The 17,657-nt window shown below is 36.8% G+C and carries 21 protein-coding genes; 4 read left to right on the top strand and 17 right to left on the bottom strand.

The annotated features are described in order from the left end of the window. The 11 genes from rpsC to rpsL all read right to left on the bottom strand — a co-directional run. On the bottom strand, nucleotides 1-585 hold a 585-nt coding region (gene rpsC / locus B3C16_RS09260; protein WP_291131099.1), incomplete at its 3' end, for a 30S ribosomal protein S3. 5 nt (nucleotides 586-590) lie between these two features. Further along, the gene (rplV, locus tag B3C16_RS09255; protein ID WP_121312854.1) at nucleotides 591-1,001 is read right to left on the bottom strand and encodes a 50S ribosomal protein L22; all 411 of its coding nucleotides are present in this window, start codon (nucleotides 999-1,001) and stop codon (nucleotides 591-593) included. Between the two features lie 6 nt (nucleotides 1,002-1,007). Then, on the bottom strand, nucleotides 1,008-1,286 hold the full coding sequence (gene rpsS, locus B3C16_RS09250; RefSeq protein WP_007136562.1) for a 30S ribosomal protein S19: 279 nt from the start codon (nucleotides 1,284-1,286) through the stop codon (nucleotides 1,008-1,010). A gap of 6 nt (nucleotides 1,287-1,292) precedes the next feature. After that, nucleotides 1,293-2,117 carry a 50S ribosomal protein L2 gene (gene rplB, locus B3C16_RS09245; protein ID WP_121312853.1) on the bottom strand — a complete coding sequence of 275 codons (825 nt, stop codon included), beginning with the start codon at nucleotides 2,115-2,117 and terminating at the stop codon, nucleotides 1,293-1,295. A 6-nt stretch (nucleotides 2,118-2,123) separates the two neighbouring features. Then, the gene (gene rplW, locus B3C16_RS09240; RefSeq protein WP_121312852.1) at nucleotides 2,124-2,414 is read right to left on the bottom strand and encodes a 50S ribosomal protein L23; all 291 of its coding nucleotides are present in this window, start codon (nucleotides 2,412-2,414) and stop codon (nucleotides 2,124-2,126) included. 6 nt (nucleotides 2,415-2,420) lie between these two features. Then, complete coding sequence (gene rplD, locus B3C16_RS09235) at nucleotides 2,421-3,050, bottom strand: 50S ribosomal protein L4 (protein ID WP_121312851.1); 630 nt, start codon at nucleotides 3,048-3,050, stop codon at nucleotides 2,421-2,423. After that, complete coding sequence (gene rplC / locus B3C16_RS09230) at nucleotides 3,050-3,667, bottom strand: 50S ribosomal protein L3 (RefSeq protein ID WP_121312850.1); 618 nt, start codon at nucleotides 3,665-3,667, stop codon at nucleotides 3,050-3,052. The genes rplD and rplC overlap by 1 nt, the downstream gene beginning before the upstream one ends. 113 nt (nucleotides 3,668-3,780) lie before the next feature. Continuing rightward, complete coding sequence (rpsJ, locus tag B3C16_RS09225; protein ID WP_026710316.1) at nucleotides 3,781-4,086, bottom strand: 30S ribosomal protein S10; 306 nt, start codon at nucleotides 4,084-4,086, stop codon at nucleotides 3,781-3,783. Between the two features lie 11 nt (nucleotides 4,087-4,097). Beyond that, nucleotides 4,098-6,254 carry an elongation factor G gene (fusA, locus tag B3C16_RS09220; protein ID WP_121312849.1) on the bottom strand — a complete coding sequence of 719 codons (2,157 nt, stop codon included), beginning with the start codon at nucleotides 6,252-6,254 and terminating at the stop codon, nucleotides 4,098-4,100. A gap of 10 nt (nucleotides 6,255-6,264) precedes the next feature. Beyond that, nucleotides 6,265-6,741: a 30S ribosomal protein S7 gene (gene rpsG, locus B3C16_RS09215; protein WP_121312848.1), complete on the bottom strand. Its 477-nt coding sequence runs from the start codon at nucleotides 6,739-6,741 to the stop codon at nucleotides 6,265-6,267. A gap of 24 nt (nucleotides 6,742-6,765) precedes the next feature. Beyond that, nucleotides 6,766-7,149: a 30S ribosomal protein S12 gene (rpsL, locus tag B3C16_RS09210; RefSeq protein WP_007136570.1), complete on the bottom strand. Its 384-nt coding sequence runs from the start codon at nucleotides 7,147-7,149 to the stop codon at nucleotides 6,766-6,768. A gap of 274 nt (nucleotides 7,150-7,423) precedes the next feature. Between rpsL and B3C16_RS09205 the strand changes: the two genes are divergently transcribed. Then, nucleotides 7,424-9,091, top strand: coding sequence for a hypothetical protein (locus B3C16_RS09205; protein WP_291131091.1), 1,668 nt, complete (start codon nucleotides 7,424-7,426; stop codon nucleotides 9,089-9,091). Nucleotides 9,092-9,170: 79 nt separating this feature from the next. Continuing rightward, nucleotides 9,171-9,905 carry a 23S rRNA (guanosine(2251)-2'-O)-methyltransferase RlmB gene (rlmB, locus tag B3C16_RS09200; protein WP_121312846.1) on the top strand — a complete coding sequence of 245 codons (735 nt, stop codon included), beginning with the start codon at nucleotides 9,171-9,173 and terminating at the stop codon, nucleotides 9,903-9,905. 114 nt (nucleotides 9,906-10,019) lie between these two features. Here the strand turns inward: rlmB and B3C16_RS09195 are convergent, their stop codons facing one another. Beyond that, entirely contained in the window at nucleotides 10,020-10,784 is a 765-nt protein-coding gene (locus B3C16_RS09195) for a rhomboid family intramembrane serine protease (RefSeq protein ID WP_291131088.1), read from the bottom strand. 334 nt (nucleotides 10,785-11,118) lie between these two features. Between B3C16_RS09195 and B3C16_RS09190 the strand changes: the two genes are divergently transcribed. After that, nucleotides 11,119-12,396: a replication-associated recombination protein A gene (locus tag B3C16_RS09190; RefSeq protein WP_121312843.1), complete on the top strand. Its 1,278-nt coding sequence runs from the start codon at nucleotides 11,119-11,121 to the stop codon at nucleotides 12,394-12,396. A 16-nt stretch (nucleotides 12,397-12,412) separates the two neighbouring features. Here B3C16_RS09190 and B3C16_RS09185 read toward each other — a convergent pair whose 3' ends face one another. From B3C16_RS09185 to radC, 3 genes are read right to left on the bottom strand one after another with little or no spacing between them, the layout of a single operon-like run. Continuing rightward, nucleotides 12,413-13,180 (bottom strand): hypothetical protein, encoded by a 768-nt coding sequence (locus B3C16_RS09185; protein WP_291131086.1) that lies wholly within the window; start codon nucleotides 13,178-13,180, stop codon nucleotides 12,413-12,415. 1 nt (nucleotide 13,181) lies between these two features. Beyond that, nucleotides 13,182-13,865 carry a YjjG family noncanonical pyrimidine nucleotidase gene (locus B3C16_RS09180; RefSeq protein ID WP_291131084.1) on the bottom strand — a complete coding sequence of 228 codons (684 nt, stop codon included), beginning with the start codon at nucleotides 13,863-13,865 and terminating at the stop codon, nucleotides 13,182-13,184. Nucleotide 13,866: 1 nt separating this feature from the next. Next, a complete protein-coding gene (gene radC, locus B3C16_RS09175; protein WP_291131082.1) occupies nucleotides 13,867-14,556 on the bottom strand; it encodes a RadC family protein in 690 nt (229 codons plus the stop codon). A 51-nt stretch (nucleotides 14,557-14,607) separates the two neighbouring features. Here radC and B3C16_RS09170 point away from each other — a divergent pair, with 51 nt between their 5' ends. After that, entirely contained in the window at nucleotides 14,608-15,222 is a 615-nt protein-coding gene (locus B3C16_RS09170; protein WP_291131080.1) for a DUF1287 domain-containing protein, read from the top strand. Nucleotides 15,223-15,313: 91 nt separating this feature from the next. Here B3C16_RS09170 and B3C16_RS09165 read toward each other — a convergent pair whose 3' ends face one another. Continuing rightward, nucleotides 15,314-16,669, bottom strand: a complete 1,356-nt coding sequence (locus tag B3C16_RS09165) for a UDP-N-acetylmuramate--L-alanine ligase (RefSeq protein WP_291131079.1) — start codon at nucleotides 16,667-16,669, stop codon at nucleotides 15,314-15,316. A 2-nt stretch (nucleotides 16,670-16,671) separates the two neighbouring features. Further along, the gene (locus B3C16_RS09160; protein WP_121312837.1) at nucleotides 16,672-17,370 is read right to left on the bottom strand and encodes a tetratricopeptide repeat protein; all 699 of its coding nucleotides are present in this window, start codon (nucleotides 17,368-17,370) and stop codon (nucleotides 16,672-16,674) included. Nucleotides 17,371-17,657: the final 287 nt, after the last annotated feature.

Raw genomic sequence — 17,657 nt, 5'->3', positions numbered from 1 at the left:
CATTCTACCATAAGTAGTATGTGCTTCAGCCAAAGCATAATCAATATCGGCTCTGAAAGTTGATAGAGGAATTCTACCTTCTTTGAATTGCTCAGAACGTGCCATTTCAGCACCGTTCAAACGACCAGAAATCAAAACTTTAATACCTTCTGCATTCATACGCATTGCTGCTGCGATAGCCATTTTAATAGCTCTTCTGTATGAAATACGGCTTTCGATTTGACGTGCAATACTAGTTCCAACTAAATACGCATCTAACTCAGGTCTTTTAATTTCAAAGATGTTGATTTGAACCTCTTTGTCAGTAACTTTCTTAAGTTCTTCTTTCAACTTGTCTACCTCTTGACCACCTTTTCCGATAATAATACCAGGTCTAGCAGTAGTGATAGTAACGGTTACAAGTTTCAAAGTTCTCTCGATGATTACTTTTGACACACTAGCTTTTGATAAACGAGCATGAATGTACTTTCTGATTTTATAATCTTCAGCGATTTTATCACCGTAATCATTTCCACCATACCAGTTTGAATCCCATCCTCTGATGATACCAAGTCTGTTTCCTATTGGATTTGTCTTTTGTCCCATCTTAATTAATTTGCTTGTGTGTTATCATTAGCTCCTAACACGATTGTCACGTGGTTTGAACGTTTTCTAATTCTGTGTGCTCTTCCTTGTGGGGCCGGACGAAGTCTTTTCAACATCATTCCACCGTCAACACGGATTTCTTTTATAAATAAGCCTGCTTCTGAAACGTTTCCGTCAGCATTTTTCTGCTCCCAATTGTTGATCGCTGATAATACTAATTTCTCCAATTTTCTTGAAGCTTCTTTTGAGCTAAATCTTAAAATGTTTAAAGCTCTTTCCACTTTCTGACCTCTTACCAAGTCTGCTACTAAGCGCATTTTTCTAGGTGAAGTAGGGCAGTTATTCAATTTCGCGAAAGCAATAGACTTATTAGCCTCTTTTCTCGCATCTGCTGTTTCTCTTTTACGAACTCCCATTGCTTCTTATTTTTTACCTTTATTTTTTGCTCCAGCGTGACCTCTAAAAGATCTTGTTGGTGAAAACTCTCCTAATTTGTGTCCTACCATGTTCTCAGTTACATAAACCGGAACGAATTGGCGACCATTGTGAACTGCGATAGTTTGCCCCACGAAATCCGGAGTAATCATAGATGCTCTAGACCAAGTCTTAACTACACCTTTATTTCCACCAGCAATATTTTCCTGAACTTTCTTATCTAATTTATAGTGTACAAAAGGTCCTTTTTTTAATGAACGTGCCATGTCTTATTATTTCTTTCTGCGTTCTACAATATACTTGTTACTCGGGTTAACTTTAGAACGAGTTCTATAACCTTTAGCAGGAAGACCTTTTCTAGAACGTGGGTGACCTCCAGAAGAACGTCCTTCACCACCACCCATTGGGTGATCGACAGGGTTCATAGCTACCGGTCTTGTTCTTGGTCTTCTACCTAACCATCTTGATCTACCTGCTTTACCAGATACGATTAATTGGTGGTCAGAATTAGATACTGCTCCAATGGTAGCTGAACAAGTCAACAAGATTAATCTTGTTTCTCCTGACGGCATTTTAATTGTTGCATATTTACCATCTCTTGCCATTAATTGAGCAAAAGTTCCTGCGCTTCTAGCAATAGTAGCTCCTTGACCCGGACGTAATTCAATACAAGAAATTACAGTTCCCAAAGGAATTTTGCTCAAAGGCAAAGTATTTCCGATTTCAGGAGCTGCACCTTCACCAGATACAACAGTTTGTCCTACTTGTAGACCATTTTGAGCAACGATATACGTTTTCTCTCCATCAACATACCACAATAATGCGATAAAAGCAGTTCTGTTTGGATCATACTCGATTGATTTCACTGTAGCAGGAATTCCCACTTTAGTTCTTTTGAAATCAATGATACGATACCTTTGTTTGTGACCACCGCCTGTATAACGCATGGTCATTTTTCCTTGACTATTTCTACCACCTGAGTTTTTTATCGGTGCGATCAATGAACGCTCCGGCTTATCAGTCGTGATGGCGTCAAAACCATTCACAACTCTAAAACGCTGACCAGGGGTAATAGGTTTTAATTTTCTAACTGACATTTTCTATTAGATATTATTATAAAAATCTATTGTTTCTCCTTCTTTTACTTGTACGACAGCTTTCTTGTAGCTGTTCGTTTTTCCGCTAATCAAACCACTTTTTGTATATTTAGTAGTTCTATCTGCTCTATAGTTCATCGTGTTAACAGAAACAACAGAAATTCCGTAAGCAGCTTCTACAGCTTTCTTAATTTGAACTTTGTTTGCTTTTTTATCAACAACAAAACCAAAACGGTTGAAAACCTCACCTTCTTTGGTGATTTTTTCAGTTATGATAGGTTTAATTATAATACTCATGGTCTATTATTTGCTTAAATTTTCTTCAATTCCTTCTAAAGATCCTTCTAAAAGAACTAAATTATTTGCATTTAAAATCTCGTAAGTACTTAATTCTGAGTTAGTTACTACGCTAGATGCCTTTAAATTGCGTGACGACAAATATACATTTTTATTTGAATCACCCAACACAAACAAAGATTTTTTGTTTTCTAACCCTAAAGCTTTCAAAACGTTGATGAAATTTTTAGTGTTTGGTGTTTCAAAATTAAAGTCTTCCACAACTAATAAATTTGATTCTTTAACTTTCAAAGAGAAGGCAGATTTTCTAGCCAATCTTTTTACAGTTTTGTTCAATTTGAAAGAGTAGCTTCTTGGTCTTGGACCGAATACTGTTCCTCCACCTTTGAACAATGGACTCTTTTTAGATCCTGCACGAGCAGTACCTGTTCCTTTTTGTTTTTTAATCTTACGAGTACTTCCCGCTACTTCAGCTCTTTCTTTTGCTTTGTGCGTACCTTGTCTTTGATTTGCTAAGTATTGCTTAACATCAAGATATACTGCGTGATTATTTGGCTCAATGCCGAATACTGAATCAGAAAGTTGAACTTTTCTTCCAGTATCTTTTCCGTTGATATCTATAACTTTTACTTCCATTACTTCTGAATGATTACGTAAGAGTTTTTGCATCCAGGAATAGCTCCTTTAACAACAAGCAGGTTCTTTTCAGCTACTACTTTTAAAACTCTAAGATTTTGTACTTTTACATTATCACCTCCCATTCTTCCCGCCATACGCATTCCTTTGAATACACGTGATGGATAAGAAGATGCTCCTACAGAACCTGGCGCTCTCAAACGGTTGTGTTGTCCGTGAGTAGCTTGTCCAACACCACCAAAACCGTGACGTTTTACAACCCCTTGGAAACCTTTTCCTTTTGATACACCTTGTACATCAACAAATTCTCCTTCGCTGAATACTTCCACGGTGATGTTATCACCTAATTTGTAATTTTCTTCAAACCCTTGGAATTCAACGACTTTTTTCTTAGCAGAAGTTCCCGCTTTTTTAAAGTGACCTAAGTCAGCTTTAGTAGCGTGTTTTTCTGTTTTGTCATCGAAACCAAGTTGAAGAGCTGTATACCCGTCAACCTCATTGGTTCTGACTTGGGTAACGACACAAGGTCCAGCCTCGATTACTGTACAAGGAATGTTTTTCCCGTTTTCATCGAAAATGCTAGTCATGCCGATTTTTCTTCCAATTAACCCAGACATAATAAACTAATTATTAATTAATAAAATTTTTGTTATTCATTCATAAAGAATTAAGTATTAGAATAATTTTCAAAATCCTAATACTTAAAACTTAAATTGGCAAAGAGTATTACTTATACTTTGATTTCCACTTCAACACCACTTGGCAACTCTAATTTCATTAGAGCATCAATCGTTTTTGAAGATGAAGAGTAAATATCTAATAATCTTTTATACGAACTTACTTCAAACTGCTCTCTCGCTTTTTTGTTAACGTGCGGAGAACGCAATACAGTAAATATCTTTTTGTGTGTAGGTAACGGAATAGGACCTGTTACGACAGCACCTGTGCTTTTCACAGTTTTTACGATTTTCTCAGCTGATTTATCAACCAACATATGATCGTAAGACTTTAATTTTATTCTAATTTTTTGACTCATCTTGATAAGAATTAAGCGTTACCTTTTGCTTTTTTGATTACTTCTTCAGAAATATTTGAAGGAGTTTGCTCGTAGTGAGAGAATTCCATTGTAGAAGTTGCTCTACCTGAAGACAATGTTCTTAAGGTTGTTACATAACCAAACATTTCAGATAAAGGCACGTTAGCTTTGATTGTTTTAGCGCCATTTCTGTCACCCATATCATTCACTTGACCTCTACGACGGTTGATATCACCTACGATATCTCCCATGTTTTCTTCCGGAGTAATAACTTCCATTTTCATGATTGGCTCAAGGATTACAGCTCCGGCAGCTTTCGCTACTTCTTTGTACCCCATTTTAGCAGCCAATTCGAAAGAAAGCGCATCAGAATCTACCGGGTGGAAAGATCCATCTAATAAAGTTACTTTCAAACTATCTACTTGGTATCCAGCTAATGGACCAGTTTTCATAGCCTCTCTGAAACCTTTCTCTACAGAAGGAATGTATTCTTTAGGAACGTTACCACCTTTTACAGCATTAACAAACTGCAATCCTACAGGAACTTTACCATCAACTTCATCTGCCGGCTCAAGTAAAAATACGATATCACCGAATTTACCACGACCACCTGATTGTTTTTTGTATGTTTCTCTGTGTTGTGCAGATTTTGTGAAAGCTTCTTTGTATTCAACTTGAGGTTCCCCTTGGTTCACTTCAACTTTGAATTCACGTTTCATACGATCTACAAGGATGTCTAAGTGTAACTCACCCATTCCCGAAATAATCGTTTGACCTGAAGCCTCATCAGTTCTTACTGTAAATGTTGGATCTTCTTCAGCCAATTTAGCCAAAGCCATACCCATTTTATCAACGTCTGCTTTCGTTTTTGGTTCGATAGCGATACCAATTACCGGCGCAGGGAATTTCATTGACTCAAGAATGATTGGGTGCTTTTCGTCACACATTGTATCTCCAGTCTTGATATCTTTAAATCCAACTGCTGCTCCAATATCACCCGCTTCGATATAATCGATTGGGTTTTGCTTGTTAGCGTGCATTTGGTAGATACGAGAAATTCTTTCTTTATTTCCTGAACGAGTGTTCAAGATGTAAGAACCAGCATCTAAACGACCTGAATAAGCACGGAAGAAAGCCAAACGACCAACATAAGGGTCAGTAGCAATTTTAAATGCCAAAGCTGCGAACGGCTCTTTTACATCAGGACGACGTAAGATTTTAGTTTGATCTTCTTCCAATAATTCAGCATCATCAGGATGAATTCCTTCAATACCTTCTTTATCTAAAGGAGATGGTAAATATTTACATACAGCATCCAACATGAATTGAACACCTTTGTTTTTGAATGATGATCCGGCAATCATAGGAATGATAGCCATATCGATAGTAGCCGCTCTTAAAGCGATGTTGATTTCGTCTTCAGTAATAGAATCCGGATCTTCCATGTATTTATCAAGCAAGTTCTCATCATAATCAGCCACTGCCTCGATAAGGATATCTCTGTATTCTTTAACTTCAGTAACCATATCAGCAGGAATATCAACAATATCAAAAGTTGCCCCTTGAGTTTCATCATGCCATACGATAGCTTGATTTTTTACTAAATCAACCACTCCTTTAAAGTCGTTTTCTTCACCGATTGGCAAAGTAATCGCAACTGCGTTAGATTTTAACATGTCTCTAACTTGTTGACAAACGCTCAAGAAGTTTGAACCTTGACGGTCCATTTTATTTACGAATCCCATACGTGGAACTCTATATTGATCGGCCAATCTCCAGTTAGTTTCTGATTGAGGCTCAACACCGTCAACAGCACTAAACAAGAAAACCAATCCATCCAATACACGCAATGAACGGTTTACCTCTACAGTAAAGTCAACGTGTCCTGGAGTATCAATAATGTTAAAGTGGTAATCTTGAGAAGTTGGTAATGGTTTACCTTGTTCTGTTGGAAAACTCCACTCACAAGTGGTAGCAGCAGAAGTAATGGTAATACCTCTTTCTTGCTCTTGTGCCATCCAGTCCATTGTTGCAGCACCATCGTGCACTTCACCAATTTTGTGTGATTTTCCGGTATAGAATAATATACGCTCTGTTGTTGTTGTTTTACCAGCATCAATGTGAGCAGCAATTCCGATGTTTCTTGTAAATTTTAAATCTCTAGCCATTTCTTAAATATTAAAATCTAAAGTGAGAGAATGCTTTATTTGCTTCTGCCATTTTGTGAGTATCCATTCTCTTCTTAACAGCAGCACCTTCTTCTTTAGCCGCAGCTAAGATTTCAGAAGCTAATTTACCAGCCATTGACTTTTCGTTTCTTCTTCTAGCATAAAGTATCATCCACTTCATAGCCATAGAGATTTTTCTGTCCGGTCTGATTTGCATTGGAATTTGGAATGTAGCTCCACCAACTCTACGACTACGTACTTCTACGTGAGGCATAACGTTTGTTAAAGCATCTTTCCAAACTTCTAATGATGCTTTCTCATCATTGTTCTTTTTTGCTTCTACGATATCCATTGCATCATAGAATACTTTGAAAGCTGTTGATTTCTTACCATCCCACATCAAGTTGTTCACGAAACGTGTAACTAACTGATCGTTAAATTTAGGATCCGGTAAAAGTGGTCTTTTCTTTGCCGCTCTTTTTCTCATGTCTTTACTTTAAAAGTTTTTAAATTACTTTTTTGCTTCTTTTGGGCGTTTAGCACCGTACTTAGATCTTCTTTGTGTTCTTCCTGCTACACCTGATGTATCAAGCGCACCACGCACAATGTGGTATCTAACTCCTGGTAAATCTTTTACCCTTCCGCCTCGCACTAATACTATCGAGTGCTCTTGTAGATTATGTCCTTCTCCCGGGATGTAAGCATTCACTTCATTTCCATTAGTCAAACGTACACGCGCTACTTTACGCATTGCTGAGTTTGGTTTTTTTGGAGTAGTAGTGTAAACACGCGTACAAACACCTCTTCTTTGAGGACAAGAATCTAAAGCAACCGATTTACTCTTCTTAGTGATTTGAGTTCTTCCTGTTCTTACTAATTGTTGAATTGTTGGCATAATTAAATACTAAAATTTCTTTATTTATTAAAATCCCGCTTTTTTAGGGGTTGCAAATGTAGTAATTATTTTCAATGAAACAAATCGTAATTAATTAATTTTTTCATCAATTAAATATTTGTCTTTTAATGAGATAAAGAATACCCATTATAAAGCAAGTGCTTTTAAAAACCCCAGCCTTGTGAATAGCTATTTCAAACAAATTGTTTTTAGATTGGATTATCAACAATAAAAACAAAAAATTTGCGTTATTTTTATTCAAACTTTATAGTCTTTGAAAAAGATTTTTCTCTTTTTTTTTCTAATCATCGTCAGCGGGAATATTTCGGCACAAAATTTCTATCTGAAAATTATCGGGCAAAACGATACCGAAAACAAAACAATTGACAGCATCGGCTACACCAAAAAACACGAAAACGTAAAATCGATTGTAACCGAAAACAATTCCTTCTACGAAAAACTGACTAAAAAAGGATATACCGAAAGCCAATTCTCAGAAACTATTAAACTAAACGACTCTACTTTTAGCTATAAGTATGACATTGGCAAAAAAATAAATTATGCACACCTTTATATAGGTGTAAATAATCAAGAAAATATTCCCGATTATTACAAACTAAAAAACGACACACTCACCATTCCATACGAGGAAACCGAAAGCTTTCTGAACAACACTTTAAAAAAATTAGAAAGCAATGGATTTTCAATGGCTAAAGTGCAACTCATAAATCTGCAAAACAAAGCCAACTTTATCACAGCCGAATTATCCGTCATCAAAGAAACCAAAAGACAACTCAACAGCATTGTTATTAACGGCTATGAAAAATTTCCGGAGAGCCACAAAAAAAACATCCTTAGACTTTATCGAAACAAAGTGTTTAATCAAAAGAACTTGGACAAACTTTACAACGACTTTGAAAAGTTCCGGTTTGTCAAACAAAGTAAGTATCCTGAAATTTTATTCACCAAAGATTCTACTAAAGTATATGTGTATTTGGAAAAAGCAAAACCCAACTCCTTTGACGGCTACATCGGCTTTACCAATGATGAAGAGAGCAAATTGATTTTGAGCGGTTATGTAGATTTAGTGTTGCAGAATATTTTAAACTCCGGTGAAAAATTTTCTCTGTATTGGAAAAGCGATGGCCAGGACCAAAAAACTTTCAATTTCGGCTTAGAATTGCCTTATATTTTCAAAAGTCCGATTGGCCTTAAAACCGAACTCAACATTTTCAAACAAGACAGTACTTTTCAAAATACCCGAACCAACATAGAGCTTGGTTATTTTTTTAATTACAACACCCGATTGTATTTGGGTTATCAATCTACCGAATCAAGCGATATTCAAAATGCCAACACCACCAATTTGAGTGATTTCGACAATTCTTATATCACCACCGCGCTAGAATTTGTTGATTTCAAAAATGACGATTTCCTATTTCCGGAAAAAACTAATTTTAACCTAAAGCTAGGCACAGGGAAAAGAAATTCAAAACTAATTTCAGACAACCAACTTTTCGGAAGCCTTAACCTCAAGCACAATCTGTACCTGAACCAAAAAAATATCATCAATATAAAATCCCAAAATTTTTACCTGCAAAGCAAAAATTACATTGTCAACGAACTGTCCCGTTTTGGCGGCATCAACTCCATTCGTGGTTTTAACGAAAACAGCCTGCAAGCCAATACTTTCAACTCTTTACTGACTGAATATCGCTATGTTCTTGCGCCAACTTTATACATTCATTCCATTATTGATTATGGTTATTTGCAAGACAACACCGCTGACAATAACGAAAATCTTCTCGGCCTTGGTTTTGGTTTTGGTCTTTTGTCAAAAAACGGATTATTCAACATCGTTTATGCCAATGGAAGCACTAATAACCAAACAATAAAACTGTCCAATTCAATCGTACACATTAGCTTTAAAGCTAGTTTTTAATAACATTGATATTGATTTAAAATATTATTTCCCATTTTTAAATTCATCCATTTAATCTATAATTGACTACATTTGCGCCATGGAAAAAGAAAACCAAATCTTCGGAATTAGAGCCATTATTGAAGCCATCAGCGCTGGAAAAGAAATTGACAAAGTTTTTATCCAAAGCGACGCCCAAAGCGAATTGATGCAGGAATTGATGAAAGCGATGAAAAAACACAGCATCAATTTCTCGTACGTTCCCGTTGAAAAACTAAACCGATTGACACCTAACAATCATCAAGGTGCTGTGGCAACCATTGCGCCAATCACCTTCGTCAAACTCGAAACTTTAGTAGATAGCGTAGTCGAAAGTGGCAAAACGCCTTTATTCCTAATCCTCGACCAACTAAGCGATGCCCGAAACTTCGGCGCCATCATCAGAACCGCAGAATGTACCGGCGTTGACGGAATCATTGTCCAAAAAACCGGTTCTGCTCCTGTCAATGGCGATACCGTAAAAACTTCTGCCGGAGCCGTTTTCAACGTGCCGATTTGCAAAGTTGATCACATTAAAGACGCTATATTTTACCTTCAAGGCAGCGGTATCAAAACTGTAGCCGCTACCGAAAAAACGGAAGACAACATTTACAACATCGACTTAAACCAACCCATAGCCATCATCATGGGAAGTGAAGACCGCGGCATCAATCCGTCTGTGTTGAAAATTGTAGATGAAAAAGCCAAGTTACCAATGTTCGGAACGATCGGCTCGTTAAATGTTTCTGTGGCTTGCGGTGCGTTTTTGTATGAAACTGTTCGTCAACGTCAATAAATAGTCAGGCAGAACTTGTTTAAATCAGGAGCGAAAGGCTTGGGATTTATCAGTAAGCCTTATTCCCGCTTTCCGTTCTACTTCGTGCCACTACAATCGGGGCTAGACAGTTAGTTATTCGCCTGACTTGTTATCGTCAGTCGCTGCTTTAAAGTGATAAACATAATTGACTTCGGTTGCCGGAATTTCTTCCGCTATTTCTTCAGGTTCCGGGGTATTGACAAAATTCCCGTTGTCATCAAAATGTTTCATAAACAAATCGTTTTCCGGATTGAATTCGGGTTTCTCCCATTCGTATTGAATGTCTTTTTTATAATCAGGTGTTTTAAATAAGACTGCGAAAGCAAAACCGACTACCAATCCGGCCAAGTGTCCTTCCCAAGAAATAGTCTTATCGACATCCGGAAAAATAAACCAAACCATTCCGCCATAAAACATTACTACCGTTAGCGACAAAGCCATCAATCTATAATATTGCGTCATCATGCCTTTGAAGAAAATAAAGGAAACCAACACATAAATCAAACCACTGGCGCCAATGTGAAAAGACGTTCTGCCAATAACCCAAGTAATGATTCCCGAAAGCAAAATACCATAACACAAAACCTTCAGTGAAACATCTCTGTAGAAATATATCAGTGCCGTGGTTAAAACAAACAACGGAATGGAATTATTGGCAATGTGATTCAAATCGCCATGCAAAAACGGACTAAACAAAACGCCTTGCAAACCCGAAAATGTTCGTGGTAAAATCCCGTGTGGAGTCAAGTCAATATTAAAACTGTGTTCAAAAAAGAAAACCGCCCAAATCAAAATCAGCAGAAAGCTTGGAATAATCCAAACCGATGGTGTAAACTTAAAGTGATGGTAATCGTTCATGGTTTTATTTTAAAACATAATTGTTGTCAAAAACACAGCCAAATTAAAAGTAATGCTAAATTGTCAGTTGAACATGATTTTAACCGCAAAGTTCGCCAAGAAGGCGCAAAGCACACAAAGCTTATAGTCTTGAAACTAGAAATTCTTAGCAAAACTTTTTCAACTGAGTTTAAAAGAAGCCAACAGTTTGCATTTAGCCCCGATGGAAGTGACATCCCGAAATTTCGGGATATAACGGACAGCGGGAAAATGATTTAAAAAATGCTCAAGCGATTGGCTCCAACATTTCGACAAGCTCAATGTGACAATCAAAAAAATAACATAAATTTACAACATGGAAGCACCACTTGCCGAACGCATCAGACCACAACGTTTAGAAGATTATATCAGCCAATTGCATTTGGTGGGTGATAACGGTTCGCTGACCCAACAAATTGCGCGTGGTGTGATTCCGTCGATGATTTTTTGGGGTTCGCCCGGAACCGGAAAAACGACTCTGGCCCAAATCATAGCCAAGCAAAGCAATCGTCCGTTTTATGAGTTGAGTGCGATTAACAGTGGCGTAAAAGATATACGCGACGTGATTGAAAAAGCCAAAACCAGCGGCGGTTTATTCACGGCTAAAAATCCGATTTTGTTTATTGATGAGATCCATCGTTTTAGTAAATCACAACAGGATTCTTTATTAGCAGCTGTCGAAAAAGGTTGGGTAACCTTAATCGGCGCCACGACTGAAAATCCGAGTTTTGAAGTCATTCCCGCTTTGTTGTCACGTTGTCAGGTGTATGTTTTGAATCCGTTTTCAAAAGAAGACTTGTTGGCTTTATTGCAACGCGCCATAAAAGAAGACAAAATCATTTCGACCAAAAAAATAAAACTAAAAGAAACTGAAGCGCTATTGCGACTTTCCGGTGGCGACGGGCGCAAACTGTTAAATATTTTCGAACTTGTTATAAACGCCAGCCCTGAAGGTCAAATTACGATAACGAATGATAAAGTATTGGAACTCGTTCAGCAAAACACGGTGCTTTATGACAAAACCGGCGAACAACATTATGATATTGTTTCGGCATTCATCAAATCCATTCGCGGAAGTGATCCAAACGGCGCGGTGTATTGGTTAGCCCGAATGATTGAAGGTGGCGAAGATGTAAAATTCATTGCCAGAAGAATGTTGATTTTATCAAGCGAAGATATTGGCAATGCGAATCCAACAGCTTTTATTATGGCCAATAATACTTTTCAGGCAGTTTCCACGATTGGCAATCCGGAGAGCAGAATTATTTTAAGTCAGTGTGCTATTTATTTGGCAACTTCACCTAAAAGCAATGCGAGTTATATGGCGATAGGCGAAGCCCAAGCTTTGGTCAAACAAACCGGAGATTTATCGGTACCGATTCATTTGCGCAATGCGCCGACAAAATTGATGAAAGAATTGGGTTATGGTGAGGAATACCAATATTCACATAACTACGCCAACAATTTTTCGGAACAAGAATACTTACCGGATGAAATCAGGAATACCGATTTGTACAAACCCGGCAACAATGCCCGCGAAAACGAAATGCGCACTTTTTTGAAAAATCGTTGGAAGGATAAATATGGGTATTAGTTTTCAGTTCTAACTTTTAAAACTTCACTTCTACTCTTTCTGAAAATAGTTTGTCATTTTGATAATATTCAAAAAACCAACCGTTGTCTTTGGCGAAGAAAACACCATTTACATCTCCTTTGGAAGCGATGAAATAATCTTTTACAGAAGTATTGTAAATTTTATACATCACTTTGGGTTCTGTATTGACCAATTGAAATCCGTTAGTAATAGGTTGTGCATACAACTGTCCTGATACCAAAACTTTGGTAGGTTCAGTTGCCGCAACAGCCCTTTCTGAAGCAAGTTTAATTTCTGTTGGAACCTTAACTTCTGCCGTTTCTCCAATTTTTCCTAAGCTTTTTTCTGTGGGTTGGCTTCCATTGTATTTATAATTCAGTTTGTCAAATGATTTGAATGCTTCTCTAAGCGCTTCATTGTAGGCCGGAAAATACTCTTTGGTGCGGCTTGTTCCAAATGCTGTCTCGAATACAACCCTATCATAACAATCTTTTAAGACCACTTTTACTTTGGTCACAAACATAGTATTGTCATTCACAAGAGAAGCATTTAGAAAAGAACACCTATTAGTCAAAACTTCATTTGGCAATTCTTCCGTAGCTAAATACGATTTAAAACCATATTTCTGCAGCAAGAATTTAGTGGTAGTATTCAATCGGTAACGATCATTTTCTTTTAAAAAGTCGAATTTTATAGGAACAATTACGTATTGAAAATCATTAATATTTTGCGAGTAAGACGCAAATGACAATAACAAAATTAGGGACAGCAATACTTTTTTCATTTTACAATATGTTTTTTAATTCGATTAAACGATTGATGGTTGGCACTTCGGGAATGTTGTGACTGTTTTTTTCATCAAACAAAATAGCCTTCATCCCAAAATCAATGGCACCTCGAACATCAGCATCAATACAATCGCCAATCATAATGGCATTTTCTTTATTGGTTTTAGCCAAAGATAAGGCAAATTCAAATATATTTCTATGCGGTTTTTTGACGCCAGCCATTTCCGAATTGGTCACCGTTTTGAAATAACTTCCCAAACCGGAATTGCTTATTTTTTTATACTGAACTTCCGCAAAACCATTCGTAATAATATGCAGATTGTACTTTGGCAACAAATAATCCAACACTTCAATGGCACCATCAAACAGTTGATTATTATCGGGCAAAAAAGCAATATAATCGTGTGCTATTTTATCGATAGCTTCACCTGAAATAGGATAATTCATCGCATCAAATGATTGCTTTAATCGTTGGTAACGCAATTCTTCATGGGTGATTTTATCAACTTGGTACAACTTCCAACACGCTTGATTTATGGGTGCATAAATTTCGATAAAAGCTTCTGTATTTATCGTTGGATGATGTACTTTAAAAATCTTGTCAAAAGCCAAAACAGAATTTCGGTCAAAATCCCAAAGCGTATGATCTAGGTCAAAAAAAATGTCGGTGATGTGTTTCATTTTAAAAAATGCCTTCGTCTTGAAAGCTCAAATATCCTTTTTCGGTGATGATAATATGATCGAGCACTTTGATGTCGAGTTGCTCTCCGGCAAATTTAAGTTTTTTTGTAATATCTCGGTCGGCATCACTGGCGAGTAATTTGCCCGAAGGATGATTATGGGATAAAATAATTGCGGTAGCATTGTGTTCCAATGCCATTTTGAAGATCAAACGAACATCGACTACGGTTCCGGTAATGCCCCCTTTTGACAATTGCGATTTGTAAATCACTTTGTTAGCATTGTTTAAATACAATACCCAAAATTCTTCATGTAACAATTCTCCGATTATGGGTTGCATCATATCAAAAACAGCTTTACTTGAAGTAATCTTGGTTAACTCGACCGTTTCTTCTACTCTTCGTCTTCTGCCTAATTCTAACGCAGCCGCAATGGAAACAGCTTTTGCCTCACCTATTCCTTTGAACTCCATTAATTGTTTCAGAGACAATTTTCCCAAAGCATTGAGATTGTTATTTACGCTCGACAAGATTCTTTTGCTCAATGATACCGCACTTTCATTCCGACTACCGGAACCAATTAAAATGGCTACCAATTCGGCATCGCTTAAAACTGTTTTGCCTTTCAGCATTAGTTTTTCACGCGGCTTATCGTCTTCAGCCCAATTCTTTATAGAGAAATTTTGTTCCAATGGAAATACTATAAATAAGATTTTTACGTTATAAAATCAAACACTAAAAGTATGAAATCTTTTTATTTTTCGCTAATTTTACTTACATTTTTGACTTGTGGACAAAAAAGCAATGATATCAATGACGGCGTTGTTGAAGCAAAGCCCAATTCATTTGAGGGAAAATTAGCAGTGGCTGCGATTTCAATTATTGACCCGAATATTATTTACACACCAACTTATGTTGCTATAAAATACCCGAATGGTGATGTTCCTGCCAAAACCGGAGTTTGCACCGATGTTGTGATTCGGGCTTACCGAAAATTGGGGATTGATTTACAAAAAGAAGTGCATGAAGACATGAAAGCCAACTTTTCAAAATACCCAACCAAATGGGGTTTAAAGAAAACCGACACCAATATTGACCACAGAAGAGTGCCGAATTTGGAAACTTTCTTTACTCGAAAAGGTAAAAAATTAGCCATTAGCCAAAATCCTGATGATTACAAAACCGGTGAAATGGTCACTTGGATGATTAATGGTAAACTACCACACATTGGTATTATTACAAATAAAAAATCACCGGACGGCAATCCGATGATAGTGCATAATGTTGGTGGCGGACAGGTTTTAGAAGACTGTTTGTTTAGCTATGAAATTGTTGGGCATTATAAGTATGAAAAGTAATAACTTTGTCATTTCGACGAAGGAGAAATCACATATTCAAAATCACTTAATGAGATTTCTCCCTTTGGTCGAAATGACAAAATTGAGAGAACTACTCTATCAACCCTTTTACCTCATCAAAATTCAATCCGCCATAATTTCCTGAACTCATCAAAAGCAAAGCGGAATTATTTAAATCATAAGAGAACAAAAAGTCTTTGAACTCCGCCGGATTGGTATAAATAATCAAATCATCTCTTTTGAAAGATTGCGCGATTTGGTCATAAGTTACTGCTGAAAGTTGTTTAATTTTAACGGCATCAGGTGAATAAAAAACCACCGCAACATCGGCTGCATCGAGTGCGCCTTCGTATTCTTTTAAGAATTCTGCGTTCAAACTACTGTATGTATGCAATTCTAGACACGCTACTAATTTTCTATCAGGATATTGAGCTTTAACCGCTTTTGTAGTTGCCGATACTTTACTTGGCGAATGCGCAAAATCTTTGTAAGCTACTTTGCCTTTGCCTTCGGCTATTTTTTCCAAACGTTTGCTGGCGCCTTTGAAACTCGCAATGGCTTCATAGAAATCAGCTTCGTCTACGCCCATATTTTGGCAAATCCATTTGGCTCCGGCCAAATTATTGAGATTGTGCGCCCCAAAAACTTCGATCGGCATTGGTCCTTCAGGCGTATCTAATAAAGTTGTTTCGTCTTTTACGGTATAACTTGGCGTTTGATAAGGTAATCTTCGGATGGTATTGGTACTTTCTTCGGCTACTTTTTTAACGGTTTCGTCTTCTTCGTTATAGACTAAAATACCGCCTTTGGTTATTTGGTTAACAAAAATTTCAAACTGCTCTACGTAGTTTTCAAACGTTGGAAACACATTGATATGATCCCAAGCAATGCCGGAAAGCAAAGCGATGTTCGGTTGGTACAAATGAAATTTTGGTCTTCTGTCGATGGGTGACGACAAATATTCATCGCCTTCTAAAACGATAAAATCGTTGTCATGCGTCAGATGAACCATCGTATCAAAACCTTCTAATTGGGCGCCAACCATATAATCAACTTCAATATTATGAAAATGCATCACGTGCAAAATCATGGAAGTAATAGTTGTTTTTCCGTGAGAACCACCAATGACTACGCGGGTTTTATTTTTAGATTGTTCGTATAAAAATTCGGGATAGGAATAAATTTTGAGTCCGAGTTCTTGAGCTTTCAGCAACTCCGGATTATCAGCTTTGGCATGCATTCCGAGAATTACGGCTTCGATGTCGGCGGTGATTTTTTCGGGAAACCAACCCATTTCTGTTGGCAATAATCCTTTCTTTTCTAATCTAGATTTGGAAGGTTCAAAAATAGCATCATCGCTTCCGGTAACTTGGTATCCTTTATTGTGTAAGGCCAAGGCTAAATTGTGCATGGCTGCACCGCCAATGGCAATAAAATGTGTTCGCATTATTATGATTTGTTTTTTTCTTGATAGGTTTCTAAAACTAATTTGGCTTTCTCGGGCTGGTTCATTTTGTTTTTGTACAAATTAGCCAACTTTTGGTAAGAGGTTTTGGAGCCGCCAATTTCAATGGCTTTTTTATAATTTTTCTCCGCTTCTTTATATCGATTAAAATATTCGGCTATACGACCTTTTGACAAATAGCCATCAACGGGTGAAATTTTGAATAACTCATCTGAATATTTATGTGCTTTTTTCTCACTTCCACCAACAATTCCAGGCAATTCCAGATACAATTCTATTAAAGCCCAGCGCGCTTCAATATGATTAGGATTAAGCAGAATGGCTTTTTCAAAAGAAGCTTTGATCTCATCAATCATCCCTAATGCTTTGAATTTATTAGATTCTTTGGCTTTCATCCCAAGGCAACCACCATATTTATAATGGTAATTGGCTTCATTAGGTTTGAGCTTTCTCAATTTATCATAATAAGACATGGCTTTAGTCCATGCTTTATTGGCACCTTCAATGTCACCTAAGTATTCTAATACTTTGATATTATTAGGACTTTCTTTTAAGACATTCTCAAAAATAGGTTTGGCCAAAGCTGGTTTTCCTTGTATGACCAACTTCTCCGCTTTTTCGAAATCCGTTTGCGAAAAAATGGTTAGCGGTAATAAAAGGATGATTTTAAAAATCAATTTCATCAAACTCATTTTGGTTTTTTTGAATAACAAATATAGGGATTTTATAATAGTGATTCGAAGGGACAATTATGCATTTTTAACACTGCGTTTTGTCTTCGTTCAAAATTATTTATTGGTGGATTTTAAAAGAGGAATTCAATAAGAAATAAATTTATTTTTTAACTAAAACCATTAGTAAAATCACAAAAAAAATGCTAAAAAAATAAATATTACTGATAGTTTAAACCAAAGAACTAAGAATGCAACCAATTGAATTTGCGAGAATTAAACACTTTCAAACAATCGTT

Source organism: Flavobacterium sp. UBA7682, assembly GCF_002482945.1.
Taxonomy (GTDB): Bacteria; Bacteroidota; Bacteroidia; order Flavobacteriales; family Flavobacteriaceae; genus Flavobacterium.
Note: the sequence above shows the minus strand (reverse complement) of the source record. Positions and strands in the feature narration are given on the sequence as shown.